This is a genomic window from Micromonospora sp. CNZ322 (assembly GCF_007827755.1).
The window spans coordinates 305549-331638 of sequence record NZ_VITD01000003.1 but is presented as its reverse complement, the minus strand read 5'-3'; the positions used below and the strand labels follow the sequence as shown (position 1 = coordinate 331638).

At 71.1% G+C, this 26090-nt stretch carries 25 protein-coding genes; 11 read left to right on the top strand and 14 right to left on the bottom strand.

From position 1 onward, the window contains the following. The 5 genes from FB453_RS10150 to FB453_RS10130 all read right to left on the bottom strand — a co-directional run bounded on the left by FB453_RS10150 (position 1) and on the right by FB453_RS10130 (position 5856). The gene (locus tag FB453_RS10150; protein WP_145789391.1) at positions 1-2382 is read right to left on the bottom strand and encodes an excinuclease ABC subunit UvrA; all 2382 of its coding nucleotides are present in this window, start codon (positions 2380-2382) and stop codon (positions 1-3) included. A gap of 29 nt (positions 2383-2411) precedes the next feature. After that, the gene (locus FB453_RS10145) at positions 2412-2822 is read right to left on the bottom strand and encodes a VOC family protein (protein WP_186718186.1); all 411 of its coding nucleotides are present in this window, start codon (positions 2820-2822) and stop codon (positions 2412-2414) included. Between the two features lie 5 nt (positions 2823-2827). Further along, the gene (locus FB453_RS10140; protein WP_112583614.1) at positions 2828-3277 is read right to left on the bottom strand and encodes a helix-turn-helix transcriptional regulator; all 450 of its coding nucleotides are present in this window, start codon (positions 3275-3277) and stop codon (positions 2828-2830) included. 103 nt (positions 3278-3380) lie between these two features. Then, complete coding sequence (locus tag FB453_RS10135; RefSeq protein WP_145789386.1) at positions 3381-4340, bottom strand: non-homologous end-joining DNA ligase LigD; 960 nt, start codon at positions 4338-4340, stop codon at positions 3381-3383. A 31-nt stretch (positions 4341-4371) separates the two neighbouring features. Further along, positions 4372-5856, bottom strand: a complete 1485-nt coding sequence (locus tag FB453_RS10130) for an MDR family MFS transporter (protein ID WP_486480224.1) — start codon at positions 5854-5856, stop codon at positions 4372-4374. A gap of 74 nt (positions 5857-5930) precedes the next feature. Between FB453_RS10130 and FB453_RS10125 the strand changes: the two genes are divergently transcribed. From FB453_RS10125 to FB453_RS10115, 3 genes are all read left to right on the top strand, one after another. Further along, on the top strand, positions 5931-6365 hold the full coding sequence (locus tag FB453_RS10125; RefSeq protein ID WP_225855116.1) for a winged helix-turn-helix transcriptional regulator: 435 nt from the start codon (positions 5931-5933) through the stop codon (positions 6363-6365). Between the two features lie 102 nt (positions 6366-6467). Then, positions 6468-7055 (top strand): TetR/AcrR family transcriptional regulator, encoded by a 588-nt coding sequence (locus FB453_RS10120; protein ID WP_112698034.1) that lies wholly within the window; start codon positions 6468-6470, stop codon positions 7053-7055. Continuing rightward, positions 7055-9256 carry an MMPL family transporter gene (locus tag FB453_RS10115; RefSeq protein ID WP_145789382.1) on the top strand — a complete coding sequence of 734 codons (2202 nt, stop codon included), beginning with the start codon at positions 7055-7057 and terminating at the stop codon, positions 9254-9256. The genes FB453_RS10120 and FB453_RS10115 overlap by 1 nt, the downstream gene beginning before the upstream one ends. Positions 9257-9308: 52 nt before the next feature. On the opposite strand, the gene FB453_RS10110 is transcribed toward FB453_RS10115, so the two are convergent. Further along, positions 9309-10565, bottom strand: coding sequence for an erythromycin esterase family protein (locus tag FB453_RS10110; RefSeq protein ID WP_145789379.1), 1257 nt, complete (start codon positions 10563-10565; stop codon positions 9309-9311). A gap of 127 nt (positions 10566-10692) precedes the next feature. Between FB453_RS10110 and FB453_RS10105 the strand changes: the two genes are divergently transcribed. Next, positions 10693-10884 carry a DUF2795 domain-containing protein gene (locus tag FB453_RS10105; RefSeq protein WP_112583620.1) on the top strand — a complete coding sequence of 64 codons (192 nt, stop codon included), beginning with the start codon at positions 10693-10695 and terminating at the stop codon, positions 10882-10884. Positions 10885-11008: 124 nt separating this feature from the next. Here FB453_RS10105 and FB453_RS10100 read toward each other — a convergent pair whose 3' ends face one another. Beyond that, positions 11009-11911 carry a Gfo/Idh/MocA family protein gene (locus FB453_RS10100; protein ID WP_186718185.1) on the bottom strand — a complete coding sequence of 301 codons (903 nt, stop codon included), beginning with the start codon at positions 11909-11911 and terminating at the stop codon, positions 11009-11011. Positions 11912-12170: 259 nt separating this feature from the next. On the opposite strand from FB453_RS10100, the gene FB453_RS10095 reads away from it, so the two are divergent. The 3 genes from FB453_RS10095 (at position 12171) to FB453_RS10085 (ending at position 13473) form a co-directional block, all read left to right on the top strand. Continuing rightward, positions 12171-12533 carry a cupin domain-containing protein gene (locus tag FB453_RS10095; RefSeq protein WP_112583621.1) on the top strand — a complete coding sequence of 121 codons (363 nt, stop codon included), beginning with the start codon at positions 12171-12173 and terminating at the stop codon, positions 12531-12533. Positions 12534-12671: 138 nt separating this feature from the next. Next, positions 12672-13064, top strand: a complete 393-nt coding sequence (locus FB453_RS10090) for a hypothetical protein (RefSeq protein ID WP_186718183.1) — start codon at positions 12672-12674, stop codon at positions 13062-13064. Then, complete coding sequence (locus FB453_RS10085; RefSeq protein WP_091405972.1) at positions 13057-13473, top strand: hypothetical protein; 417 nt, start codon at positions 13057-13059, stop codon at positions 13471-13473. The genes FB453_RS10090 and FB453_RS10085 overlap by 8 nt, the downstream gene beginning before the upstream one ends. 105 nt (positions 13474-13578) lie before the next feature. On the opposite strand, the gene fabG is transcribed toward FB453_RS10085, so the two are convergent. After that, complete coding sequence (fabG, locus tag FB453_RS10080) at positions 13579-14337, bottom strand: 3-oxoacyl-ACP reductase FabG (RefSeq protein ID WP_091405975.1); 759 nt, start codon at positions 14335-14337, stop codon at positions 13579-13581. Between the two features lie 43 nt (positions 14338-14380). After that, positions 14381-16033: an alpha-amylase family protein gene (locus FB453_RS10075; protein ID WP_145789375.1), complete on the bottom strand. Its 1653-nt coding sequence runs from the start codon at positions 16031-16033 to the stop codon at positions 14381-14383. Positions 16034-16119: 86 nt separating this feature from the next. On the opposite strand from FB453_RS10075, the gene FB453_RS10070 reads away from it, so the two are divergent. Next, complete coding sequence (locus tag FB453_RS10070; protein ID WP_145789373.1) at positions 16120-16734, top strand: DUF1349 domain-containing protein; 615 nt, start codon at positions 16120-16122, stop codon at positions 16732-16734. 69 nt (positions 16735-16803) lie between these two features. Next, positions 16804-17475 (top strand): DedA family protein, encoded by a 672-nt coding sequence (locus tag FB453_RS10065; protein WP_112583626.1) that lies wholly within the window; start codon positions 16804-16806, stop codon positions 17473-17475. A gap of 12 nt (positions 17476-17487) precedes the next feature. On the opposite strand, the gene FB453_RS10060 is transcribed toward FB453_RS10065, so the two are convergent. The 5 genes from FB453_RS10060 to FB453_RS10040 all read right to left on the bottom strand — a co-directional run bounded on the left by FB453_RS10060 (position 17488) and on the right by FB453_RS10040 (position 23369). Continuing rightward, positions 17488-19053: a cellulose binding domain-containing protein gene (locus FB453_RS10060; RefSeq protein WP_145789370.1), complete on the bottom strand. Its 1566-nt coding sequence runs from the start codon at positions 19051-19053 to the stop codon at positions 17488-17490. Between the two features lie 149 nt (positions 19054-19202). Further along, positions 19203-20588: a cellulose binding domain-containing protein gene (locus FB453_RS10055; protein WP_145789367.1), complete on the bottom strand. Its 1386-nt coding sequence runs from the start codon at positions 20586-20588 to the stop codon at positions 19203-19205. A 150-nt stretch (positions 20589-20738) separates the two neighbouring features. After that, positions 20739-22148, bottom strand: a complete 1410-nt coding sequence (locus FB453_RS10050) for a carbohydrate-binding protein (RefSeq protein ID WP_112583629.1) — start codon at positions 22146-22148, stop codon at positions 20739-20741. Between the two features lie 72 nt (positions 22149-22220). Beyond that, entirely contained in the window at positions 22221-22973 is a 753-nt protein-coding gene (locus tag FB453_RS10045) for a membrane protein insertase YidC (RefSeq protein WP_145789365.1), read from the bottom strand. Between the two features lie 102 nt (positions 22974-23075). Next, entirely contained in the window at positions 23076-23369 is a 294-nt protein-coding gene (locus FB453_RS10040; RefSeq protein ID WP_249037645.1) for a DUF6412 domain-containing protein, read from the bottom strand. 157 nt (positions 23370-23526) lie between these two features. Between FB453_RS10040 and FB453_RS10035 the strand changes: the two genes are divergently transcribed. Both FB453_RS10035 and FB453_RS10030 read left to right on the top strand, forming a co-directional pair. Continuing rightward, positions 23527-24669 carry a carboxylate-amine ligase gene (locus FB453_RS10035; protein WP_373861176.1) on the top strand — a complete coding sequence of 381 codons (1143 nt, stop codon included), beginning with the start codon at positions 23527-23529 and terminating at the stop codon, positions 24667-24669. 23 nt (positions 24670-24692) lie between these two features. Beyond that, entirely contained in the window at positions 24693-26072 is a 1380-nt protein-coding gene (locus FB453_RS10030; protein WP_145789362.1) for an FAD-dependent oxidoreductase, read from the top strand. Positions 26073-26090: the final 18 nt, after the last annotated feature.

Sequence of the window (26090 nt, the reverse complement as noted above, 5' to 3'; positions counted from 1 at the left end):
TCAGGTGCCGACGTACGTCGCCAGGTGCTCGCCGGTGAGGGTGGAGCGAGCGGCGACGAGGTCCGCGGGTGTGCCCTCGAAGACGATTCGGCCACCGTCGTGGCCAGCGCCGGGACCGATATCGATGATCCAGTCGGCGTGCGACATGACCGCCTGGTGGTGCTCGATGACGATCACCGACTTGCCGGAGTCGACCAGACGGTCGAGCAGGCCGAGCAGTTGCTCCACGTCGGCCAGGTGCAGGCCGGTGGTCGGCTCGTCGAGGACGTAGACGCCGCCCTTCTCGGCCATGTGGGTGGCCAGCTTGAGCCGTTGCCGCTCACCGCCGGAGAGAGTCGTGAGCGGCTGCCCCAGGCTCAGGTAGCCGAGCCCGACGTCGGCGAGCCGGTCGAGGATGGCGTGCGCTGCCGGCGTACGCGCCTCGCCGGCGCCGAAGAACTTCTCGGCCTCCGTCACCGACATCGCGAGCACCTCGCTGATGTCGCGACCGCCGAAGCGGTATTCCAGCACCGATGCCTGGAACCGCTTGCCCTCGCAGTCCTCGCAGGGTGCGGCGACGCCCGCCATCATCCCCAGGTCGGTGTAGATGACGCCAGCGCCGTTGCAGCTCGGGCAGGCACCCTCGGAGTTGGCGCTGAACAGCGCCGGCTTCACCCCGTTGGCCTTCGCGAACGCCTTGCGGATCGGGTCGAGCAACCCGGTGTACGTGGCCGGGTTGCTGCGCCGTGAACCGCGGATCGCACCCTGGTCGATCGAAACGACGCCCGCGCCGGCTGGAATCGAGGAGTGCACGAGCGAACTCTTGCCGGATCCGGCGACGCCGGTCACGACGACGAGCACCCCGAGGGGTACGTCGACGTTCACGTCCTGGAGGTTGTTGGCCGTGGCGCCCCGGATCTCCAGCTTGCCGGTGGGCGTCCGCACCGTCTCCTTGAGAGCCGCCCGGTCGTCGAGGTGGCGGCCGGTGATGGTGCCGCTGGCCCGCAGACCTTCCACGGTGCCCTCGTAGCAGACGGTCCCGCCCTCCGTGCCCGCGCCGGGCCCGAGGTCGACGACGTGGTCGGCGATGGCGATGGCCTCCGGCTTGTGCTCCACGACCAACACGGTGTTGCCCTTGTCGCGCAGCTGGAGCAACAGCTCGTTCATCCGTTGGATGTCGTGCGGGTGCAGCCCGATCGTCGGCTCGTCGAAGACGTAGGTGACGTCGGTGAGCGAGGAGCCGAGGTGGCGGATCATCTTGGTGCGCTGCGCCTCACCGCCGGAGAGGGTGCCCGACGGTCGATCGAGCGACAGGTAGCCCAGCCCGATCTCCTCGAACGAGTCGAGGAGGTGTTGCAGGCCGGCCAGCAACGGCGTCACCGACGGCTCTTCGATCCCGCGCACCCAGGCGGCCAGGTCGCTGATCTGCATCGCGCACGCGTCGGCGATGTTCTTGCCCTTGATCTTCGACGACCGGGCCTCCTTGCTGAGCCGGGTGCCGGCACACTCGGGGCAGGTAGTGAAGGTCACCGCGCGCTCCACGAAGGCGCGGATGTGCGGCTGCAACGCGTCGATGTCCTTGGCGAGGAAGGACTTCTGGATCGACGGGATCAGGCCCGCGTACGTCAGGTTGATCCCGTCGATCTTGATCTTGGTGGGCTCCCGGTGGAGCAGGTCTTGCAGTTCCCGCTTGTTGAACTTGGCGATCGGCTTGTCCGGGTCGAAGTAGCCGCAGCCCCGGAAGATCCGGCCGTACCAGCCCTCCATGCTGTAACCCGGGATGGTGATCGCGCCCTCGTTGAGCGAGAGGTTGTCGTCGTAGAGCGCCGACAGGTCGATGTCGGTCACCGCACCCATGCCCTCGCACCGCGGGCACATGCCGCCGAGACGGTTGAAGGTCGCCTTCTCGGTCTTCGTCTTGCCTGCGCCGCGATCGACGGTGATCGCCCCGGTCGCCTTCACCGAGGGAACATTGAAGGAGTACGCGTTGGGCGAGCCGATGTGCGGCCGCCCGAGCCGGCTGAACAGGATGCGCAACATCGCGTTGGCGTCGGTGGCGGTGCCGACGGTGGAACGGGAGTTGGCACCCATCCGCTCCTGGTCCACGATGATCGCCGTGGTCAGGCCATCCAGCAGGTCGACCTCCGGCCGCGCCAACGTCGGCATGAAGCCCTGCACGAAGGCGCTGTAGGTCTCGTTGATCATCCGCTGCGACTCGGCCGCGATGGTGCCGAACACCAGCGAACTCTTGCCGGAGCCGGAGACACCGGTGAACACCGTCAGTCGCCGCTTCGGGATCTCGACGCTGACGTCCTTGAGGTTGTTCACCCGCGCGCCCTGCACCCGGATCAGGTCGTGGCTGTCGGCGACGTGCGGCGCGGACGGCTGGCTGGCCGTGCTCATCGTGACTCCATCTGTCGGGCGCGCAGGACTCAGCGCACTTCCTGGATGCGGACCATGTTGCCCGCCGGGTCCCGGAAGGCACAGTCGCGCACGCCGTACGGCTGCTCGGTCGGCTCCTGGACGACCTCGGCGTCGCTGGCCTCCAGCTTGGCGAAGGTGGCGTCGAGGTCGGTGGTGGCGAGGTTGACGCCGAAGTAGCTGCCCTTGGCCATCAGCTCAAGGATGGTCTGCCGCTCGTCGTCGGTGATGCCGGGGTTGGCGGCCGGCGGGTGCAGGACGATGGCCGTGCTGGGTTGGCCGGGTGGCCCCACCGTGATCCACCGCATCCCCTCGTACCCGACGTCGAGGCGGACCTCGAAGCCGAGGATGTCGCGGTAGAAGACCAGCGAGGCCTCCGGATCGGTGTGCGGGAGGAAACTCGAGTGAATGGTGATGTCCATGCTGGTCACGCTAGTTGCGGCTCGGTGGCCCGCGCTTCTCGATTCCTGACCGGTCTGGTCACCTGCTTCGCCACGCACGACGGTATCCCCGCCGTCGCCTGCGCCGCCTGCCGCCGGTAGACGCTGGGCGGCACGCCGACCAGCTCGGTGAAGCGGGTGCTGAAGGTGCCCAACGACGAACAACCGACCGCGAAACAGACGTCGGTGACGCTCAGGTCGCCACGGCGCAACAGGGCCATCGCCCGCTCGATCCGTCGGGTCATCAGGTAGCTGTACGGAGATTCGCCATAGGCGAGGCGGAACTCGCGGCTGAGGTGCCCGGCCGACATGTGGGCGCCACGGGCGAGCGCCTCGACGTCCAACGGCTTCGCGTACTCCCGGTCGATCCGGTCGCGGACCCGGCGCAGCCGCGCCAGGTCGGCCAGTCGCTGGGTCGCGTCGGCTTTGCTGCTCACCTGCGAAATCGTGCCACAACCCACCGACAATCGGCCGCCCGCCGGGCGCGAGCGGGGTCGATCCGGGGCCGAGCACGGGCCGAGCCGGGGGCCGACGCGCCGGTCAGCCGGCCTCGCGGCGGGCGCGGGCCCGGCGCTTCCCCTCATGCATGGCCTGCACCCTGGCCGCCGGGATGGTCCGGCCCTCGGCGACCAGGTCGGCGGGGAGCGACTGCGGGGCCGGCATCAGCGCGGCCCACGGGTCGCCGTCGGCGAGCAGTGCGGGCGCGGTCCGAATGGTGAAGTCGGCGGGGGTCACCTCGGTCAGGTCGGCCCAGTCGACGGGGAACGAGACCGGCATCCCCGGGCGCAGGCGAGGGCTGTACGCGGCGGCCACTGTCGCCCCGCCCGCCCGGGTGGCGTCCACGAAGACCCGGCCACCCCGGTCCTCCTTGATGTACGCCGTGGTGGCCAGCACGGGGTCGAGCCGCTCGGCGCGGACGGCGAGCGCCCGGGTGGCGGCGGCCAACTCCTCGGCCGTCGGTTCGTCCGTCACCGGCACGAAGACGTGCACACCCTTGGCGCCGCTGGTCTTGACGGCACCGGCCAGGCCGGCATCGGCGAGCGCCTGACGGACCAGCAGGGCGGCGGCGACCGCCGCGCGGAACCCGTCGCCGTCCGGCGGGTCCAGGTCGAGGACCAGGTGGGTCGGGCGGTGCAGATCCGCCACGGTGGCCAGCGTCGGGTGGTACTCCACCGCCCGCTGGTTGGCGAACCAGAGCAGGGTGCGGCGGTCGTCGCAGAGGGCGTACGAGATTTCCCGATGCGACGCCTCCGCCCAGACCGGCGCCCGGCCGACCCAGTCCGGGGTGTAGCGGGGCAGGTTCTTCTGCATGAACGGCGGCTGGCCGGGGCGGACCCTGATCACCGAGAGCGGTCGGCCCCGGAGCTGCGGGAGGAGCCGGTCCCGGACCGCGTCGAGGTAGTCCACCAGGTCACGCTTTGTCGCGTCATCGCGGTCGGACAACGGCTGGTCCAGGTTGGTCAGGGCCACGCCGTCCCGGGTCTCGTCAGCCTCGCTCACCCGACCACCCTCCCGGCCCCGCTGCCGTCGGTCAACTGGACGCGGCGCTTCCGTACGGATCTGTTCCGGCACCCACCCCGGCCGGGCCCGATGGATCGGTGACCGACGACGGCCGGGCCGAATGTCGGGGCACTGTGGTCAGCGCCACCAGCCACGCGGCGACCACCAGACCGGCGGCCACGGCGAACGCGGTCCGGTATCCGCCGGCGAGCGCGGCGGTCTCGGCCCAGCCGGCGGCCCGCAGCCCGTCGCTGCGGGCGGCGGCCAGGGTGGCCAGCGCGGCCAGGCCGACCGCTCCGCCGACCTGTTGGGTGGTGTTGGCCAGGCCGGAGGCGAGCCCGGCGTCGGTGTCGGTCGCGCCGGCCATGGCGACTGTGGTGACCGCCGGCAGGGTCAGGCCGCCGGCCACCCCGAAGATCAACATCGCGGGGAGTACGTCCGCGACGTAGGCGCCGTCGGCGGGCAGCCGGGCGAGCAGGAGGAAACCGACGGTCGCCAGGCCGAGCCCGACCAGCAGAACCATCCGGGCACCGAAGCGGGCGATCAGCCGACCGGCCAGGCCGAGCGAGACCACGGCGATCACGACCGGGGTGGGCAGGAAGGCCCAGCCGGTCGCGGCGGCGTCCAGCCCCAGCACCAGTTGCAGCTCCACGGCGAGCAGGAACTGGAACCCGAAGTACGCGCAGACCATGAGGAACTGGACGGCGTTCGCCGCCACCAGGCCCGGGACGCGCAGCACCCGGGACGGCACCAGCGGGGCCGCCGCCACGCGTTGGCGCAGCGCGAACCCGCCGAGCAGCAGCGCCGCGAGGGCCACCGCGCCGAGCGTCCGAGGGCTGGTCCAGCCGTGCTCTCCCGTTCCGACGATGCCCAACACGGCGGCCATCAGACCGGCGGTGGCGAGAAGCGCGCCGGGCAGGTCCAGGCCGGCGCGCAGGCCGACCCCTCGTTCGGCCGGGAGCCGGCGGACGGCAGCGATGAGGATGGCCGCCCCGATCGGCACGTTGACCAGGAAGATCGTCCGCCACCCGGCGGCCTGGGTGAGCACCCCTCCGGCGACCGTGCCGACCGACGCACCGGCCGCGCCGGTGAAGCTGAAGACGGCGATGGCGCGGGCCCGCTCGGCCGCTTCGGGGTAGAGCCGGACGATCATGCCGAGGCTGACCGCCATGGCCAACGCGCCGCCGACGCCCTGCCCGAACCGCGCGCCCACCAGCAGGGCCGGCCCGGTGGCGACCGCGCAGGCCAGCGAGGCCACCGTGAACAGCGCGACGCCGGCCAGGAAGACCCTGCGCCGGCCCAGCAGGTCACCGAGCCGGCCGGCGAGCAGCAGCAGCCCGCCGAACGCGACCAGGTAGGCGTTCACCACCCAGGCCAGGCCGGCGGCGCTGAAGCCCAGGTCGCGTTGGATGGCGGGCAGCGCCACCGCGACGACGGTGCCATCCAGGATGATCATCAGGCTGCCGGCGCAGAGCACCAGCAACGCCGGCCAACGGGATGGGACGACACGCTCCACGGAACCCTCCTTGGTGCACGGTTTGTTACCGAGGTCATCGTCTGTGACCATGAACCGGAGCGGAAGGAGGCACTTTGATGTCCCAGAGGAACAGCGATGTGTCCGCGCTGGTCGAGGCCGAGCTGACCTGCGCGGCCGAGAACGTGCCGTTCACCCCGGGTCAGGCCCGGGCGTGCACCGTCCGCGAGGTGCTCGACCGGGTCGGCGGCAAGTGGAGCATTGGCATCCTGGTCGCCGCCTCGCACGGCCCGGTGCGCTTCACCGAGCTGGAGCGGCACATCGAGGGCATCAGCCGCCGGATGCTCACGCTGACGCTGCGCAACCTGGAACGGGACGGCCTGCTGCACCGCACGGTCTACCCGACCGTTCCGCCCAAGGTCGAGTACACCGCCACCCCGATGGCGCTGGAGCTATACGAGTCGCTGGTCGCGCTGACCAGCTGGGCCGAGCGGCACCGCCGGGCCATCGCCGAGGCGCGGACCAGGTACGACGCCCAGCACGCGGGATAAACCGACCAGTGGTGTGGTGAACGCCACCGCTTCCATCTGACCGATCGGTCAGGGTCTGACCGATCGGTCAGGCATGCTGGTCTGCGGGAGGTGGACCAGCGCATGGTCAGAGCGGTACCAGACACGCACGGTGAGATCCTCGCCGCGGCGGCGCGGCAGTTCACGGTGACCGGCTACCGGGGCACCTCCCTGCAGGACATCGCTCGGGAGGTCGGCTGTTCCAAGGCGACAGTGCTCTACCACTTCGCCAACAAGGAAGCCCTGCTCGCTGAGCTGATGGCCCCCGCGATCGAGGTGCTCCGCAGCCTCGACGAGCAGCTCACCGGCCTGACCGGAGCAGCCGCCCAGGAGGTCGCCGCACAGGGCTTCGTCGACCTCGCAGTCCGGTTCCGGCAGGAGATCGCGGTACTGCGCGGCGAGTTCCCGGAGCTGCTGTGCCAGCCGGCCTTCGCGCACATCCAGGAGATCTCCGACCGGCTGCGCGACGCGTTGGCCGGGCACTCCGACCGGCCGGGCGCCCGGATCGCCGCGCTGGTGCTGCTCGCCGGCATCTCCGAGGCGTGCGGCGAGTTCGCCGACATCACCGACGACGAACTGCGCCTCGCCCTGCTCACCCTCGTCCGACGGGCCGTCGAACCCGTCGACGCACTCCCGCCCCAACAACCCACGACCGAGGACAAGGACTCCTGATGGCCACCCTGCTCTACCGGCTCGGCCGGGGCGCGTTGCGCCGGCGACGGCTCGTCGTCGCGCTCTGGCTCGTCGTACTCGTCGTCGCCGGCCTGGCCGCGGCGACCCTGCGCGGCCCGACGGCGAGCAACTTCACCATGCCCGGCACCGAGAGCCAGCGCGCCCTCGACCTGCTGGCCGACCAGTTCCCCGCGGCCAGCGGCGCCACCGGCACCATCGCGGTAAAGGCGCCCGCCGACGGCCAACTGGCGACCCCGCAGGGTCAGGCAGTGGTGCAGGAGCTCGTCCAGGAGGCCTCGACACTGCCCGGCGTGGTCGGCGCGGTCAACCCGCTCCAGGTCGGCGCGGTCTCACCCAACGGCCGGTACGCGCTGGTCCAGGTTCAGTTCGCCACCGGCGGCGACGAGGTGACCGACGAGCAGCGCACCGCGTACGAGGAGGTCGGCGCCTCCGCCGAGGCGAAGGGTTGGCAGGTCGCCCCGGGCGGCGAGGTGCTGGGTGGTGAGCCGGAGATCGGCTCCACCGAGGCGCTCGGCGTGCTGGTCGCCGCGATCGTCCTGATCATCACGTTCGGTTCCCTGGTCGCCGCCGGCATGACGATGCTCAACGCGCTGATCGGCGTGGGCGTCGGCATGGCCGGTCTGTTCGCGCTGAGCGGTGTCATCGAGTTGACCAGCACCGCGCCGATCCTGGCGCTGATGCTCGGCCTCGCCGTCGGCATCGACTACTCGTTGTTCATCACCTCCCGGCACCGACAGAACCTGCTCGAAGGCCTGTCTCCGGAGGAGGCGGTCGGCCGGGCCGTGGGCACCGCCGGCTCCGCTGTCGTCTTCGCGGGCGCCACAGTGGTCATCGCCCTCGCCGGCCTGGCCGTGGTGAACATTCCGTTCCTCACCGTGATGGGTCTCGCCGCCGCCGGTACGGTCACCATCGCCGTGCTCGTGGCGATCACCCTCCAGCCCGCACTGCTCGGCTTCGCCGGCAACCGGGTGCTCCCGCGCCGGCTGCGCTCCACTGTCGCCTCCGCCGCGCCGGGTGAGCCGGTGGGCGAAGAGACGCTGCCGGTCGAGGACCGCTCCGGGTTCGGCTTCCGCTGGGCGCGGTTCGTCACCCGCTTCCGGGTGCCGGTCATCCTGGTCTCGCTGCTCGGCCTGGGGCTGCTCGCGCTGCCCACGCCGGACATGCGGCTGGCCCTGCCGGACGCCAGCACGGCGACCGTGGGCTCCCCGGCCCGGGTGGCGAGCGACCTCACCACCGAGGGCTTCGGTCCCGGCTTCACCGGCCGGCTCGCGGTGGTCGTGGCGGGCGACGACGCGCAGGCGACCGCAGCCGCAGTGCCGCAGGTGACCGCGATGATCCAGCGCACCGAGAACGTCCTCGCGGTGGCGCCACCGCAGCTGAGTCCGGACGGTCGGACCGCCCTGCTCGGCGTGGTGCCGAAGACCGGCCCGACCGACGAGGCCACCGAGACCCTGGTGCACGACGTCCGCGACGCGGTCGGCGGGGTCAAGGGCGCCGAGGTGCTGCTCACCGGCGCCACGGCGATCGGAATCGACGTCTCGGAGAAGCTCTCCGACGCGCTGCCGATCTACCTGCTGCTGGTCGTCGGGCTCTCGGTACTGCTGCTGATGCTGGTGTTCCGCTCGCTGCTGGTGCCGCTCAAGGCGGCGCTGGGCTTCCTGCTCACCGTGGCCGCCACGTTCGGCATCACGGTGGCGATCTTCCAGCAGGGCCACCTCGCCGACCTGGTCGGCCTGGACAGCCCGGCCCCGCTGGTCAGCTTCCTGCCCATCCTGCTGATCGGCATCCTGTTCGGCCTGGCCATGGACTACGAGGTGTTCCTGGTCTCCCGGATGCGGGAGGACTTCGTGCACGGCGAGACCGCGCGTGAGGCCACGATCAGCGGCATGGGCCACGGTGCCCGGGTGGTCACCGCCGCCGCGCTGATCATGATGTCCGTCTTCGGCGGCTTCGTGTTCCTCGACGACCCGATCATCAAGTCGATGGGCTTCGCGCTCGCCATCGGCGTGGCAATCGACGCGTTCGTGGTCCGGATGACCATCGTCCCGGCGGTGATGTCCCTGCTCGGCGACCGTGCCTGGTGGCTCCCCCGCTGGCTCAACCGCGCCCTGCCCAACGTGGACATCGAGGGCGAGGGCCTGCGCGAACACCTGGAGGACCGGACCCCCACGCGGGTCTGACCCACCCGAAGGTGGAGGTGTGGTGCCCAGTGGGCACCACACCTCCACTGCGTCAGACGCCCGCCGGGTAGGTTTCCATCTCGCCGGGGGCCGCTGGCACCGGTAGCGGGTGCAGGGCCGTGGTGTCGTCGCACCAGATGAAGGCGTCATAGCGGTCGCCGAGCCGGGTGGGCACGTAGTTGCCCCAGGACTCGAACGACGGGTCGTAGACGACCCCGATCGCCCGGTGGTCAACAGTCTCGGTGACCCAGCCCGGCTGGTCGTCACCGCCGAAGATCAGCACCGCCCGCTCCGGCATCAACTCGTGCAACCGCCGCTCGATCGAGCCCTCCCGAGCCGGGGGCACCACCATCGCCTCGGGCGGCGAGCCCCAGCGGGGCGCGGCGATCACCGTGCCGCGGTAGCTGCCGAAGCCGACCAGGGCCACCGCGTCCTCGCCGTGCCGCTCCCGGGCCAACTGACCAATGTTGATCATCCCGTCGGCGGCCATGTCCGTGGCCCGCGCATCCCCGACGTGGGTGTTGTGCGCCCAGACGATGCCCCGGGCGTCGGGACCGTAGCGGTCCAGCAGCCGGTCCAGGGTGTCCTGCATGTGGGTGTCGCGGATGTTCCACGAGTCCGGCCCGCCGGCCACCATCGCCCGGTAGTACCGCTCGGCACCGGCCACCACCTCCGCGTTCTGCCAGGCCGAGAAGCGGTCCGGGCCGTCGGAGAGGGCATGTTCGCGAGTCCGGGCGAGCAACCGGACAACCTCCTCCTCGCACCGGGCGGAGACGAACCGGCTGGCCGCGCCGTACTCCTCGACCCTCTTGCCGTACGGCTCGAAACACCGGTACGCGTCCTGCGCCGCCTCCAGCGACTTCGGGTCCTCCTCCCCCAGGTAGTCGAAGATCGCCTGCATCGACTCCCAGAGGCTGTACACGTCGAGGCCGTGGAACCCGGCCCGTTGCTCCTCCGGCCGCTCCACGTTCCAGGCCCGCAACCAACTGGCGAACCGGGACACCTCGGCATTGGCCCACATCCAGGTCGGCCATCGCTCAAACTGGTTGAGTGCGACCTGCGGTTCGAGCGCGCCGCCCGGCGCGGCCGTCACCGACCGGTGCACCCGGTCGCAGTCGGGCCAGTCACCCTCCACGGCGACGAAGGAGAAACCGCACTCCGCGATCAACCGGCGGGTGAGCTGCTCGCGCAACCGGTAGTAGTCGTAACTGCCGTGGGTGGACTCACCGATCATCACCACCCTGGCGTTCCGGACGCGCTCCAGCAACGGGTCGAAATCGCTCGGCGCGCCGAGCCGCTGAACCAGCATGTCAGCGGCTACCCGGCCGCCGTTGCGGCAAACCGCGCGCGCGTCGCGGGCGACACGCCGGCCGCCGGGCCGTCGTGGGCCCCAACCAAGCCGGTGTACGACCACCGCGAGCGGGTAGCCGGCCGACATGACCGTCACCGGGGTTCAGTTGCAGGAGTACCTCGCCGGGCTCGACTACCCGGTCTCCCGCGAGGACCTGATCCGCTGGGGTCAGGAGAACGGGGCCAGCACGGCGATGTTGCAGATGCTCCAGGCCCTACCACCCGAGCAGTTCAACTCCCCCGACGAGCTGAACGCCGCCCTCTCCACCTCCTCCTGACCGGCCCAACCCCGCCCGGCCCCGGCCCGGCCTGAGCCTGGCCCGGTGATCAAGAGGTTTACGTCATGCCGAGCGGTGTGCCGTGACGCAAACCTCTTGATCAACCTGGGTTGGCGGGGTGGGGTTAGGGGAGGGGGATTGTGCGGGCTTCTGCTCGGGCGGTTTCGGCGGCGGCGAGGATGGCGACGACCTCGCGGCCGAAGCGGACGTCGCAACGGTGGTCCCGGGTGCCGGCCTGAACCTGCTCGACGAGCTGGTCGATGGCGACGCCGAACGCGGTGGCGGCGTCGTTCTCGCCGAACGGGACGTTCTCGATGCCGTTCTCGCCGTAGAACACGAACTCCCGGGCCATCGACTCGGTCGGGGCATCCAGGGAGAGCGAGGCGCTGCTCGTGGCACCGCCCTCGTGGGTGAGCAGCAGATGCACCATCCCGCTCGGGCCGTCCATCGCCGCCACCTGCGTCACGCGGCCCAGCACCGGCAGGAGGATCGAGAGCGCGTGCGGGGCGATGTCCCAGAGCGCCCCGTGCTCGCGACGCCACAACGAGCCGCCGTACGGGCTGCCGTCCTGGAAGATCGAGGCGAACGCGGTGGTCCGGCCGTGCTGCCAGCCCCCGGCGGCGGCGGTGGCGGCGAGGAACGCGGTCACGTTCGGCTGGAACCGCTGGGTGAAGAAGACGACCGAGGCGACCCCGGACTCCTCGGCGGCGGCCACGACCCGGTCGGCGTCGGCCACGCTGAGCGCCAGCGGCTTGTCCAGCAGCAGATGCCGACCGGCGCGGGCGGCCCGGACCGCGATGTCGGCCTGGATGTCCGGCGGCAGCGCGACGGCGATCGCCTCGCACTGCTCGATCAGCGCGTCGACGTCGGCGTAGGCGGGCACCCCGTACCGCTCGGCCAGCGCGGAGGCCCGCTCCGGGTTGCGACCCCACACTCCGACGAGCTCCGCGTCGGGATGTGCGTGCAGCGCCTTCCCGTGCGTCTCGATCGCCCAGTGACCGGTGCCGAACAAGCCGAACCGCAGCACGTGTACCTCCGCTGTTTCCCCGCACCGCGGCAACGCCACGGACGTGATCCACGCTAGTCGCCCCGGCGGCCATGACGGCGGCGGGTTCGACCAATCGAAGCAGCTCACCTTCATTTCCGGGCCGGTGGTCGACCTACCCGCCCGGCTGTCGGTGCAGCGGTCCGCCCCGTGGTCTGCCGGCACCGCCTGCACCGCTCTCGGTAGCGTCAGGTCCGATCCCCGCCAGACGCACCAGGTGCGGCGAGGCAGTCTCGACGGCATGCAGAGCACGAATCCAGCGACCACCAGCGGTGTCGCGACGTTCGACCACTGGTACGACTTCACCGAGGGCGGCCCGGTGCACCGCGCGCTGCTGCCGTTTCCGTCGACAGCGCCCGCCCCGTTCGAGGTCGCTCGCTGGTCGGTGGCCCCGAACACCTCCAACGACCTCGACGTCCATCGGTCTCGTGAGGTGTGGATCATCGTGTCCGGGACGGGAACCTTGACGTTCGCCGACCAGACGGGCGTCCTGCGGGCCGGCGACGTCGCGGCGTTCGACAGCAGGGTGCCGCACCAGATTCGGAACGACGGACCGGACCCGCTCGTTGCCATCTCCGTCTACTGGCTGCAAGCAGACGACTGACGCCCACCCGAGAGGCGCGGGCACCGGGACTGCGGGCACCTCGACGGGCGCGTGTCACACGCGGAGAGGCAGGGCACCCGTTTACTACGACGGTTAGTAGGCTGTGCCGGTGACCGAGGCAACGACCGGGTGGTGCCGGTGACCAGCGTGGGCGCCAACTCTCCGGTGGACGGGATCGTCGCGACCGTGCCGATCGTGCTGTCGCTGCTCGTGGCGGTGTGGGCACTGGTGGCGGCGGTACGCCACCGGCCGCCGGACCGGGTGCAGTTCGTCGGTCTGGCCGTACTCGAACTGGCGTTGCTGGTGTTGAGCGTGCTGGCGCTCGTCGCGGTCGGCGGCGGGGATCGGCCCGGCGAGCCCGGTGCCTTCTTCGGCTACCTGGTCACGCTGGTGTGCCTGCCGCCACTGGCCTGGGTGCTGGCCCGGATGGAACCGACCCGCTGGGGCTCGGCGATCGTGTGCGCGGTCTGCCTGGTGACCCCGGTGGTGGTGGTCCGGTTGCAGCAGACCTGGGAGGTGCTCGGTGGTTGAGACAGGATCGGCTCGGCAGCGCACGAACTCCGGCCCGGGTCGGCTGTTGATCGCGGTCTACCTGCTCTTCGCGATCGCGGCGACGAGTCGGGCGGGTCTGCAGCTCGCCACCAAGTTCGACGAGGCGCCGGTGGCGTACCTGCTCTCCGGGGTGGCCGCGCTCATCTACATCGTGGCGGCGGTGGGGTTGGCCCGTGCCGGGCACACCGGCCGTCGGGTCGCGCTGGCGTGCTGCTCGGTCGAGCTGGTCGGTGTGGTCGCGGTCGGCATCCTGAGCCTGGTCGACAAGGACCTCTTCCCGGACGAGACGGTCTGGTCGCAGTTCGGCAGCGGGTACGGCTACATCCCACTGGTGCTGCCGGTGCTCGGCCTGATCTGGCTCTGGCGCACCCGCCGCGCACCCGCCTGACCCGCCGCACCCGCTGACCCGCCGCGCACCTGCGCCCGATCGGGCGCAGACCCGGCGACGAGGGCGCCGGCTCACCTGCCGGAGCGCCCTCGTCGGGAGTACGGGTCAGTCCCGTGGGCCGCCCGCGACGTAGATGACCTGACCGGAGACGAAGCCTGCGCCCTCGCTCGCCAGGAACGAGATGGTGTGCGCGACGTCCTCCGGCCGGCCCGGGCGACGGACCGGGATCTCGGCGGCGGCGTGCTTCTGGAAGTCGTCGAAGTCGACCTTCATGCGGGCCGCGGTGGCCGCGGTCATGTCGGTGACGATGAAGCCGGGCGCGACCGCGTTCACTGTCACCCCGAACGGGCCCAGCTCGATGGCGAGCGTCTTGGTGAAGCCCTGTAGACCGGCCTTGGCGGCGGCGTAGTTCGCCTGGCCCCGGTTGCCCAGCGCGGAGGTGCTGGAGAGGTTGACGATCCGCCCCCACTTCCGGTCCACCATGTGCTTCTGGGCGGCCTGGCTGAACAGGAACGCGCCCCGCAGGTGCACGCCCATCACCGTGTCCCAGTCGGCGTTGGTCATCTTGAACAGCAGGTTGTCGCGGAGCACACCGGCGTTGTTGACCAGCACTGTGGGTGCGCCCAGCTCGGCGGCGACCCGGCTCACCGCCGCTTCGACCTGGTCCCGGTCGGACACGTCGGCGCCCACCCCGAGCGCCCGACCACCGGCACCGGCGATGGCGTCCACCGTCTCCTTGGTGGCCGCCTCCTCTATGTCGACCACGGCGACAGCCATTCCGTCGGCGGCCAGCCGTCGGGCGGTGGCCGCGCCGATGCCGCGTGCGGCTCCGGTGACGATGGCGACGCGGGACTCCTCCGACATGATTACCTCCCGGTAACTTGGGGTCGATCGGAGGAGCTTAACCTCAACAGGCCGACCCTCGGCATAGGCGAATCCACCGGTATCCGTAGCCGGAGACCTTCACCGCACCGAGCTTGCCCAACTCTCCATAGCCACGGTCGGCGAGCACGTCGATCGGCAGGTCTGCCTCCGGTTCGAGGCTGCTGAGATCCACCTCGACGTCGTCGGTGCCCAGGTTGTGCACGAAGACCATCGTCCCGGTCGGCCCGTCCGCCCGGTGCGTCAGCACGCCGGGCGGCACCGGCACGTCGATATGGCTGGTCGAGCCGGAGCCGATCTCCGGCGCCTCCCGCAGCGTACGGATCATGCGCTCGAACCAGGCGAGCAGCGACTTGGCGTCGCTGCGCTGGGCGGTGACGTTGACGTTCTGGTAGCCGAACTCACCCTTGTCGATCACCGGGCGGACCAGCTTCTCCGGGTCCGCGGTGGAGAAGCCGGCATTCGGCTGGTACGACCACTGCATCGGCGTACGGATCGCGTCCCGACCGCGCAGCGACAGGTCCTCGCCCATCCCGATCTCCTCGCCGTAGCGCAGAACCGGCGTGCCGCGCATCGAGAACTGCAGGGCGTACGCCAGCTCGATGCGCCGTCGGTCGTTGCCGAGCATCGGGGCGAGCCGGCGACGGATGCCCCGGTCGTAGATGCGCATGTTCTCGTCCGGGCCGAACTCGGCGTACACCTGGTTGCGCTGTTCGGTCGTCAGCCGGGACAGGTCGATCTCGTCGTGGTTGCGCAGGAAGGTGGCCCACTGCCCGCCGACCGGCAGCTTCGGGGTGTCGTGCAACGCGTCGATCAGCTGCTCCGGGTCCTGCCGGGCCAGGGAGAGCATGAGTCGACCGTTGAGCATGAAGTCGAAGAGCATGTGGATCCGGTTGCCGGAACCGCTGGCGTCGCCGAAGAACGTCGGTAGCTGGTTTGGCTCGACGTTCGCCTCGGCCAGCAGGACGGCGTCGCCGCGACGCCACTGGATGTGCTGGCGCATCTCCGTGAGGAACTCGAAGTCCTTCGGGGAGTTCGGGTTGCCCGGCTCGGTCAGCTCGATGATGAACGGCACCGCATCCATCCGGAAGCCGGAGACGCCGAGCTGGAGCCAGAACGACATGATCTTCTTGATCTCGTCCCGGACCTGCGGATTGGCGAAGTTGAGGTCCGGCTGGAACTTGTAGAACCGGTGGTAGAACCACGCCTTGGCGGTCCGGTCGTAGCTCCAGGTCTCGTTCTGCTCGCCGGGGAAGACCATGCCCTGGTGCCGGTCGTCCGGTTCGGTGTCGGACCAGACGTACCAGTCCCGGTAGGGCGAGTCCGGCGAGGAGCGGGCGGACTGGAACCACGGGTGCTCGTCGGAGGTGTGGTTGACCACCAGGTCGATGATCACGCGGATGCCCCGGTTCTGCGCCTGGTGCAGCAGCTCGGCGAAGTCGCCCAGCGTGCCGAAGCGCGGGTCCACGTTGTAGAAGTCGGTGGCGTCGTAGCCGTCGTCGCGGTTGGGCGACGGGTGGATCGGGTGCAGCCACAGGCAGGTCACCCCAAGTCGGGCCAGGTAGTCCAGCCTCCCGATCAGCCCACGGATGTCACCGACCCCGTCGCCGTCGGAGTCGGCGTACGTGTCGATGTCGAGGCAGTAGACGACGGCTTCGGAATACCAACGGTCACCCATGCCGAAGGAACATCTCCGTTCGATCACCGCGGCAAACCCGTCCGGCGGGCGCCGGGCGGCGCGCGGCGTTGGTTACCGTGCCGGTCATGGAGAACGACCTCGTACCGCCGAGCGAACTGTTGGACTGGTCCCGGGGCAGCTGGCTGCACCCGCCGGTACGCGTCGAGGAGGGCCCGGCCGGCGAGCTGGTCGTCGAGCCGGCTGCGGACAGCGACTTCTGGCGGCGGACCAGCTACGGCTTCGTGCACGACAACGGCCCGGCCCTGCTGGCGCCGCTGCCGGTGGGCGCCGCCATGGAGGTGAGCTTCCGGCTCGACTTCTCGGCGCAGTTCGACCAGGCCGGTGCGTTCGTCCGCGTCGACGAACGGACCTGGACCAAGGCCGGTGTGGAGATCAGCGACGGCGAGGTGCAGCTCGGCGCGGTGGTGACCCGGGAGTTCTCCGACTGGTCGGTGGGGCCGGTGCCGCAGTGGGCGGGCCGGGAGGTGACAGTCCGGGTCAGCCGGGCCGGCGACGCGCTGACCATCCGCGCCCGGGTCGACGACGAGCCGTGGCAACTGGTCCGGCTCGCCCCGCTGGACCCGACGGCCGAGGCCGTCGCCGGCCCGTTCTGCTGCGCGCCGTCCCGCGCCGGTCTGACAGTGGTGTTCACCGGTTGGCGGCAGGGACCGGCGGACACCGCACTGCACCCGGAGCACTGAGTGCAGGTGTAGTTCGGGCCCCGCTGGGTATGACCCTCCGATCCCCGACAGCCGACCGGAAGGACGACCATGGCGTACGCCCAGGCTGGCGACCCGTCCGAGTTCACCGGGTTGACCGGCTGGGTGGCCTCGGTGATCGAGGTGATGGGCCCGGTCGGCGTGGCGCTGCTGGTGGCGCTGGAGAGCATCGTTCCGCCGATCCCCAGCGAGATCGTGCTGGCGCTCGCCGGTTTCCTGGCCCACGAGGGCAAGTTCAACGTCGTCGTCGTGGTGCTGGCCGCGACGGTCGGCTCGCTGGTCGGCGCGTTGGTGCTCTACTGGCTGGGCGCGGCGCTGGGCGAGGAGCGGCTCAAGCGCTGGCTGGACCACATCCCGTTGGTGGACAGCGACGACCTGGAGAAGGCCGACAAGTGGTTCGAGCGGCACGGTCGGTGGGCGGTGCTGATCGGCCGGGTGGTGCCGGTGGTCCGCAGCCTGGTTTCCGTGCCGGCCGGGGCCAACCGGATGCCGCTGGGTGAGTTCATCCTGCTCACCACCATCGGCAGCGGGGTGTGGAACGGTCTCATCGTGGGCGCCGGTTACGCGCTCGGGAGCCGTTGGCAGGACGTCGAGCGCTACAGCGACTGGTTCAACTACGCGATCGTCGCGGTCTTCGTCGTGATGGTGGCCAGTTGGGTGATCCGCAAGGTTCGCAAGCGTCGGGCACGCGACGACCGGCGGTCGGTGACCGCCGGTCGCTGACCCGCGTCCCGCTCAGCCGAACTGGGCGCTGATCGACGTGAACTCCCACGTGTTCTGTGCGATGCCGGAGCAGTTGGAGACGACGCCCCCGCCCGGACACGGCCGGTCCCGGTTGACCGACCAGAACGTGAACCGGCTCAGCCCGCGTGCCTTCGCCCAGTCACGGACCTGGGTCCAGGTGGCCGGTGAGGTCAGCTCCTGCTGGTCGGAGAGCCCGTTCATCCCGGAGATGCCCATGTGCGCGTACGCCGTCGCGTCGGACCAACCGAAGGCTGTCTTCAGCGTGTTCTTCAGCCCCTCGGCGGCGTTGACAGTGCTCTGGTACATGTTGGCCCCGCCACCAAAGTCGAACGGCATGATCGTGAAGGTGTCGATGTTGACGCCCAGCGCGGCGGCCTGGTTGATCAGCCGGGTGCCGTAGTACGACGGGCCGGTGGTCGTGGTGCCGAACGTGATGATGGTCTTCAGCCCCGGGTTGTTCTGCTTGACGATCTTCAGCGCGCCGAGGATCCGGTCCTGCACGACCTCATTCTCGAACTCGTCGCTGTTCTCGATGTCGATGTCGATCGCCTTGAGCCCGAACGCGTTGATCACCTGCTGGTACGCCCCGGCCAGGGCACTGGCCGATGAGCAGTTCGGGCCGAGCTTGTTGCCGCTCCAACCGCCGATGGACGGGATCACGTCGCCGCCGGCCGCCCGGATGGCCGCGATGGTGTTGGCGTGCGCGCCCCCCGTGAGCGGGCCACCGCCGTCCCAGGCCGGGGTGCAGCCACCGCCGGAGAGCACGAACGCGATGGTGAACCACTTCACGCCGGTCGCCGACATGACCGTCGCCGGGGCGGGCGGGTCACCCCAGCCCGGGTAGAGGTAGGGCGCGACGGCCATCGAACCGCCGCCACCGGTGCAGCCGGTGGTGCTCGCGGCGACCGCCGTCGACCGCGCCGACTCCCCCGCGGAGTTGTACGCGGCGACCGTGTAGCTGTGCGCCGAGCAGGCGGCCAGGCCGGAGACGGTCGTCGAGGTGCCGGTGACGGTGGCGCGGACCGTCGAGCCCTCGTACACGCGGTAGCCGGTCACCGTGCCGCCGACGGCGTTCCAGGCCAGCGAGACCGCCGAAGCGGTGGTGCCGGTGACGCGCAGACCGCCCGGAGTGCCGGGGGCGCCTGGTGGGGTGGTCGGGCCGCCCGCGCAGGGCGAACCGTTGACAGTGCAGTTGATGGGGTCACCGGTGCCAGCGACGATGAAGCCGAACGAGGTGCTCGCGCCAGCCCCCAGCGCGCCGTTCCAGGACTGGTTTCGGGCGGTCACGTGCTGACCCGAACTGCTCACCAGGGCGTCCCAGGCCGACCCGACCGTGCTGCCCGGGGGGAGGTCGAACTGAACGTCCCAGGAGGTGATCGCCATGGACGTGTTGTTGGTGACGGTGAACTTCGCCTCGTACCCGCTGCTCCAGCTGCTGGTGCGGGCGAAGGCGGCGGTGGCGGCGGACGCGGCCTGCGGCGCCACGACGGTGGCCGCCACCAGTGCGGCGGCCAGCGCGACGGCGAAGGTCGCCGCGCGGGGGGATCGGAGTTTCATGGTGGCCTCCAGGGACCGGTGTGGTGGGGGGTTTCGCCTGCGTCGTCGAGCGGCGCTCGGCGCGGGCGGATGGTGCCGATGCCCTGCGCGAGCGGGGGTGCCGGCCGCGCAGGTGGTGGCGCCGACGCCGGTGCGGACGTCGGCACTGCTCAGGGCAGGGTGTCCAGGTGCGGGGCCACAGTGCGGGCGAAGCCGTTGCCGTTGCTGACGTCCCAGTTCACCGACCAGGTCATCGCGCCCCGGATGCCGGGATAGGTGCGCGGCGGCCGGAAGCTGCCGCAGTTTGTGCCCCGGGCCAGGCAGTCCAGGGCGGCGTTGACCACGCTGGGCGCGACGATGCCACCGCCGGCCGCCCCCGCTCCGGCGGGCAGGCCGAGACCGACCTGGTCGGGGCGCAGCCCGGCCTCCAACTGGATGCAGGCCAACGCGACGATGAAGTTCACGGTGCCCTGGCCGTACGCGGCATTCTGGTCGCAGCCGAGCATCGCGCCGGAGTTGTAGTACTGGGTGTTGACGACGGTGAGGATGTCCTTGATGTCGAGCGCCAGCTTGAAGTAACCACCGGCCGGGTTCTGCATGTCGATGGTCTGCGGCGCCATCGCGATGATCAGCCCCGACCCGACAGTGGCCCGCAGCGCGCGTAGCGCCTGCGCCATGTATGTGGGGTTGAGCCCGTTCTCCAGGTCGATGTCGATCCCGTCGAAGCCGTAGCGGGCGATCAACGCGGCGGTCGTGTCGGCGAACGCGGTGGCCGAGGCGGCGTTGTTCACGGCGACCCGGCCGGTCTCGCCACCGACGGAGAGGATGACCCGCTTGCCCCGGCTGTGCAGGGTGCGCACGTCGGCGGTGAAGTCCGCGTCGGTGTAGCCGCCCAGCGCGGCGGCCAGGCCGGGGTCGATGCCGAAGGTGAGCGCTCCCGGCGTCGCGGTGGCCTCGGCGAAGGCGACCGCCACCAGGTCGTACTCGGCGGGCACGTCGCGTAGCCGCAGCTCGACGGCGGGGTTGTCGAAGTTGTGCCAGTAACCGGTGAGCAGGTGCTTCGGCAGTCCACCGGTGGGCGGGTCGGTCGGCGGTGGCGTCGTGGGCGGGGGCGTGGTCGGTGGGGGCGTGGTGGGCGGTGGCGTGGTCGGTGGGGTACCGCCGCCGCAGGACGCGCCGTTGAGCTGGCAGCCGCCCGGTGAGCCGGAGCCGCTGGCGAGGAAGCCGAAGGAGACCGACGCGCCCGGGGCGATCGTGCCGTTCCAGGACCTGTTGGTGAAGGTGTGCCGCTGGCCGGATGAGCTGAGCAACGCGTCCCAGTAGCTGCCGAGGGTGGTGCCGGACGGCAGGTCGAAGGCGAGGCTCCAGCCGTTGATGGTCGAGCTGCCGCCGTTGGTGATGGTGTACTTCCCCTCCCAGCCGGAGCCCCAGTCGGCGGTCTTGACGAAGCTGGCGGTGGCCCCGGCGGCGTACGCGGGCAGCGCCACCCAGGCCGCGCCGAGTGTCGCCGCGAGAGCGGCGACGAGGGACAGGACAAGGGATCTGGCAGGCTTCATGCGACCCTCCACGCCCGGCAACGGGCATCCATGGACGTCAACGTCACTGCTAATTATTAAGACAGTTAACTGTTTCTGTCCAGGGGTTGCCCGGGTGAGCGGACCTCCCGTCGCGCGGGCGGCGCGACGGGAGGCCGCAGTGCGTCCGCCTCAGCGGCGGAAGGTGAACCAGTTGACGTTGACGAAGTCGTTGGGCTGGCCGCTGGTGAAGGTGAGATAGACGGTGTGCCGGCCCGTCACCCCGCCGCCGACGTTGCCGGGCACCGAGCGCCAGCTCTGCCAGCCGCCGGTGTTGCCGACCGCGAAGCTGCCGATGGGAGCCGCGGTCGGACTGTCCAGCCGCACCTCCACCAGACCGCTCACCCCGCCCGCCGCGCCGGACGCGACCCGGGCCACGAAGTCGCGAGGCCCGCTGGAGCCGAACTCGACGCCGTCGTAGCGCGCCCAGTCCCCGTTACGCAGGGCGGCGATGTTCTGCCCGCCCTCGGCGCACGCCTCGACAGCCACCCCGTTCTGGGCGTTGAACGACTCGGCCTGGAGCTGCCCGTACGCGTCCCTCGTCCCGCCCGGCGGCGGGGTGGTCGGCGGCGGCGTGGTCCCCCCACCCCGGCGGTACACGGCCACGTAGTCGACCAGCATCGGTCGACCCGGGATGGTCGCCGCGGTCGGCGTGCCACTGCCGGCCACCCCGTTCGGGAAGGCACCGCCCATCGCCACGTTGAGCAGCAGGAAGTAGCCGGCGTGCGAGGTCATCTGCGACCAGGCTGACGCACCGACCTGACTCTGCGTGACGGTGTGGTAGAGCTGCCCGTCGACGTACCAGCGCAGTTGCTGGGGACTGATCGAGGCGTCCCACTCGAACCGGTACGTGTGGAAGGCCGACTGGCAGCTGGCGCCCGGGCAGGCCCTTGACGCGCCGAGTCCGTTCGACTCGTTGCAGGGTCCGCCCGGGGCCACGCCGCAGTGCAGCACGCCCCAGACGGAGTTGATGCCGTTGACGTTCTCCATCACGTCGAACTCGCCGATGCCCGGCCAGTTCTGGTAGTTGCCCCGGTAGGGCGCGCCCAGCGCCCAGAATGCCGGCCAGTAGCCGGACGCCGCCGCACCTGTGACGTTCGGCATCTGGATCCGGCCCTCGATCGCCAGCACGCCGCCAGCCGGGGCCTTGAAATCGCTGCGCACGGTCTCGATCCGGGCGGAGGTCCAGCCTCCCCCTCCGTCGCGCAGCGGGGTGATCCGCAGGTTGCCGCCGCCGTCGTGGCTCACGTTGGCGGTGCTGGCGGTGTAGTTCTGGATCTCGCCGGTGCCCCAGTTGCCCGGGCCGCCCGGATAGTTGTGCCCCGTGTCGATGATCCAGTTGGCGGCCGACGGCAGGGTGCCGGCCGCGCCGGTGAAGTCGTCGCTCCAGACCGTGCTCCAGCCGGCGGGCGGTGGCGGAACGGCGGCCTGCGCGGTCATGGTGACGCCGGCCAGGGCGATGGTGGTAGCTGCGAGCAGGACGGACGCCAACAGTCGGCGGCGGACGGGTGGGGCGGCGGTGACCGCCAGGGGAGGTGGCATGGCTATGCCTCTCTGCGGGGGACGGATCGAGAGAGCGCTCTCTCAGAGTTGTACGTCCCGTCAACACAGTTGTCAACGTCGATCTATGTCGGCGGCTGGAGTTGCCTGCGGGCGGCGGAGCACCGCCTGCTCAAGGGCCGACCACACGCTCGTGGTCACCAGGTAGATCACCGCGGCGAGCGGCAGCACCAGCGCCACCAGCACGGTCGTGAACGGCAGCAGGGGCAGCAGCCGGCCGAGCGTGGCCGCCCCCGGCCCCTCGGTCGGCGTACCGGCCACCGTGCCTACCGCCGCCGACGCCCGGCGGGCCCGCCGCGACGACCACCAGGCCACCACCAGCAACACCAATAGCAGTACGCCGAACAGCGGTCCGGCCGCACCGGCCAGCCCGTCGCTGAGATGGTGACCCAGTGGCACGCCGGCCAACCGCTCGTCCAGCAACCCGGTGCCGCCCTCACTGGTGCTGAACAACCGGTACAGCACCAGCAGGAACGGTGCCTGGATGAGCAGCGGCAGGCAGCCGGCGACCGGGTTCGCGCCGGCCTCGCGGTACAACGTGAACACCTCGCGCTGAAGCGTCGCCGGGTCGTCCGCGTACCGCTTCTGGAAGTCACGCACCTGTGGGGCGAGCGCCGCGCGGCGCCGCTCGCCACGGACCTGCGCGACGGTCAGCGGCGAGATCAGCAGGCGGACGGCGATGGTGAAGAGCACGATGGCGGCGGCGGTCGCTCCGCCGCCGGCCAGTGGTTCGAGCAGCTCGGTGAGCCAGGACAACGCGCTGCCGGCAGCGGCGACAGTGTCGTGCAGTGGTGCGAAGGCAAGCATGGGAAACCCCTCGGTCCGATTCCGGTGAGGCCCTCCCCCTGGCGGTATCCGCTCAGCAAGGGGGGCCGGTGACGGCGGGATCGGCCACGCGGCGGCGAGGCGCTACGCGGCCGAGGGGTGCCCCGGGGCACGGGGACGAGGACGACCGGCCGCATCCGGGTCGATCTGGCGAGGCATTCGGCGACTTCGGGAGCGGGCCCGCAGGCCGGCCCACCGCGGCCCGGCACCGGGCGCGCCCGCCCGGTCGTGCACCCGGGCGGCCAGCACCACCGCGAGCAGCACCAGGGCGGTCAACGCGGCGCCCGCCAGCAGGTCGGCCGGTCGGCCCGCGAGCACTGTGAGCTGGGCGTACGCGGACATCCACGCGACCCCGACATAGCCCAGCAGCACCGGCACGGGCTCAGCATAGGACCCGCTGTCACGTCATCCAGCCGAATCCGGCGGCCCGCCCCGAGTACGACCCGCCGCCGCCACGTTTCCCGGCATCGCCACGTTGGGTAACCAACGGCGGACCAACGCGGACGGACCGCGAACGGCAGGAAACGGACGGGTGATGTCGATGACCGGTCAGGTGGCGGAGGCGCCCAGCGACATGGCTGCGGCGACCGGGTTGCTCACCGTGGGTGTCGAGGAGGAGTTTTTGCTCGTCGACCCGCACACCGGGGCCGCGGTTCCGGCCGTGGACCTGGTCATGGAGCAGGTGCCGGCCGAACTTCGCGGGCAGGTCGAGCGGGAGTTCCAGACCAGTCAGATCGAGATCGGCAGCCCGCCCGGCCTGGAGCTCTCGTCGATCCGGCACTCCCTCGGGGTCCTGCGTCGGGCGCTCTCCGACGCCGCCGAGAAGGCCGGCGTACGCCTGCTCGCCATCGGCACCGGCCCGGTGGACGGCCCGGTGCCGCCGGTGGTGGACAAGCCCCGCTTCGACCGGATGATCGAGCGCTTCCGGCTGCTCGTCCCCGGCCCCGGCAACAACGGCATGCACGTACACGTCGGGGTGCCCGACCCGGACACCGGCGTGCAGGTGCTCAACCACGTACGGCCGTGGCTGCCGATGCTGCACGCGGTGACCACCAACTCACCGTTCTCCCGAGGCGAGGACACCGGCTACGCCAGTTGGCGCTCGGTGGAGTGGGAGCGCTGGCCGTCGGTGGCGCCGACGCCGTTCCTGGAGTCGCACGAGCACTACCAGCGACTGATCCGCCAGTTGATCTCCAGCGGGGTGATGCTCGACGAGGGGATGCTCTACTGGTACGCCCGCCTGTCGGCGAAGTACCCGACGGTGGAGCTGCGGATCGGCGACGTCTGCCCGTCGGTGGACGACGCGGTGCTGGTCGCCGCGCTGGTCCGGGCGCTGGTGGCCACCGCCATGGCGGATGTCGAGGCCGGCCGGCCGGCGTTGCAGACCGACCACCACCTGCTGGTCGGCGCGCACTGGCGGGCCGCCCATGACGGACTGGAAGGCGAGGCCGTCGACGTCACCAACGGCGAGCTGCGCCCAGCGTGGGAACTCTTGGACCGGTTCGTGGAGCGGATGCGGCCGGCGCTGGAGCAGCACGGCGACTGGGCCGAGGTGACCGACCTGCTGGGTGGGTTGCGCCGGCACGGCAGCGGCGCGGCGCGGCAGCGCGCGGTGTTCGAGCGCACCGGCCGACTCACCGACGTGGTGCAGGACGTCGCACGGCAGACCCGCGGCTGATCACCGCGTGACAGGATGAACCCGTGGCGCAACGGCTGATCGTCATCGGCGGGGACGCCGCCGGAATGTCGGCGGCGTCCCAGGCCCGACGCCGCCGTGACCGCGGTGACCTGGAGATCGTGGTCTTCGAGCGGGGCCACTTCACCTCCTACTCGGCGTGCGGCATCCCGTACTGGATCAGCGGCCTGGTGCCCGGCCCCGAGGCGTTGATCGCCCGGGGCCCGGAGACGTTCCGCACCGAGTACGCGATGGACGTCCGGATGCGCCACGAGGTCACGGCCATCGACCTGGAACGCCGCGAGGTGGTGGCACGGGACCTGAAGGGCGGCGGCGAGGTCCGCGAACGCTTCGACGACCTGATGTACGCCACCGGCGCGGTGCCGGTGAAACCGTCGTGGGCGATCACCGACGCGGGCGGCGTGTTCGGCATGCAGACCCTCGACGACGGTGCGGCGCTACGCGACTGGCTGGACGCCGACCCGCAGCCGCGCCGGGCCGTGGTGGTCGGCGGCGGGTACATCGGCGTCGAGATCGCCGAGGCCCTCATCCAACGCGGCCTCTCGGTGACCCTGGTGGAGGCCGGCGAGCAGCCCATGTCGACTGTCGACGGCGACATGGGCGAGCTGGTCGCCGAGGCGATGCGCGGCCTCGGCATCACGATCCGCGGCAGCCTGCCGGTGAGCGGCCTGGAGGAGCGGGACGGCCGGGTGTCCGCCGTGGTCACCGCCGAGGGGCCGATCCCGACCGACGTCGTGGTCATGGGTCTGGGCGTACGCCCCAACACCGCGCTCGCGGAAGCGGCCGGGCTGCCCCTCGGGCCGACCGGCGCGATCCGGGTGGACCGCCGGATGCGGGTGCCCGGGCACCCCGGGGTCTGGGCGGCCGGTGACTGCGTGGAGACCCTGCACCGGGTCAGCGGGTTGCCGGTGCACGTGCCGCTCGGCACGCACGCCAACAAGCAGGGCCGGGTCGCCGGAATCAACATCGGTGGCGGGTACGCCACCTTCACGGGTGTGATCGGCACGGCGGTGACGAAGGTCTGCGACCTGGAGGTGGGTCGGACGGGTCTGCGCGAGCGCGACGCCACGGCTGCCGGCTTCGAGTTCGTGTCGGTGATCGCCGAGTCGACCAACCGGGCCGGCTACTACCCGGGCGCCCGGCCGATGACGGTCAAGCTGATCGCCGAGCGTCCCAGCGGCCGGTTGCTCGGCGCGCAGATCGTCGGTTGGTCCGAGGCTGCCAAACGGATCGACTCGCTGGCCGTGGCGCTGTGGAACGGCATGACGGTGGACGATATGACGCAGCTGGACCTGGGCTACGCTCCGCCGTACGCGCCGGTGTGGGATCCGGTGCTCATCGCCGCCCGAAAAGCGGTCGACGCGCTCGCCGCCCTCGACCGTTGACCCGCGCCCGCCGTGGAG

Excerpts from the sequence above, each read along its gene's own strand:
- FB453_RS10095 (WP_112583621.1), top strand. The coding sequence starts at position 12,171 with ATGCAGAGCACGAATCCAGCGACCACCAGCGGTGTCGCGACGTTCGAC.
- fabG (WP_091405975.1), bottom strand. The coding sequence starts at position 14,337 with ATGTCGGAGGAGTCCCGCGTCGCCATCGTCACCGGAGCCGCACGCGGC.
- FB453_RS10075 (WP_145789375.1), bottom strand. The coding sequence starts at position 16,033 with ATGGGTGACCGTTGGTATTCCGAAGCCGTCGTCTACTGCCTCGACATC.
- FB453_RS10120 (WP_112698034.1), top strand. The coding sequence starts at position 6,468 with ATGGTCAGAGCGGTACCAGACACGCACGGTGAGATCCTCGCCGCGGCG.
- FB453_RS10045 (WP_145789365.1), bottom strand. The coding sequence starts at position 22,973 with ATGCTTGCCTTCGCACCACTGCACGACACTGTCGCCGCTGCCGGCAGC.
- FB453_RS10150 (WP_145789391.1), bottom strand. The coding sequence starts at position 2,382 with ATGAGCACGGCCAGCCAGCCGTCCGCGCCGCACGTCGCCGACAGCCAC.
- FB453_RS10105 (WP_112583620.1), top strand. The coding sequence starts at position 10,693 with ATGACCGTCACCGGGGTTCAGTTGCAGGAGTACCTCGCCGGGCTCGAC.
- FB453_RS10065 (WP_112583626.1), top strand. The coding sequence starts at position 16,804 with ATGGCGTACGCCCAGGCTGGCGACCCGTCCGAGTTCACCGGGTTGACC.
- FB453_RS10050 (WP_112583629.1), bottom strand. The coding sequence starts at position 22,148 with ATGCCACCTCCCCTGGCGGTCACCGCCGCCCCACCCGTCCGCCGCCGA.
- FB453_RS10055 (WP_145789367.1), bottom strand. The coding sequence starts at position 20,588 with ATGAAGCCTGCCAGATCCCTTGTCCTGTCCCTCGTCGCCGCTCTCGCG.
- FB453_RS10035 (WP_373861176.1), top strand. The coding sequence starts at position 23,527 with ATGTCGATGACCGGTCAGGTGGCGGAGGCGCCCAGCGACATGGCTGCG.
- FB453_RS10060 (WP_145789370.1), bottom strand. The coding sequence starts at position 19,053 with ATGAAACTCCGATCCCCCCGCGCGGCGACCTTCGCCGTCGCGCTGGCC.
- FB453_RS10115 (WP_145789382.1), top strand. The coding sequence starts at position 7,055 with ATGGCCACCCTGCTCTACCGGCTCGGCCGGGGCGCGTTGCGCCGGCGA.
- FB453_RS10070 (WP_145789373.1), top strand. The coding sequence starts at position 16,120 with ATGGAGAACGACCTCGTACCGCCGAGCGAACTGTTGGACTGGTCCCGG.
- FB453_RS10110 (WP_145789379.1), bottom strand. The coding sequence starts at position 10,565 with ATGCTGGTTCAGCGGCTCGGCGCGCCGAGCGATTTCGACCCGTTGCTG.
- FB453_RS10145 (WP_186718186.1), bottom strand. The coding sequence starts at position 2,822 with ATGGACATCACCATTCACTCGAGTTTCCTCCCGCACACCGATCCGGAG.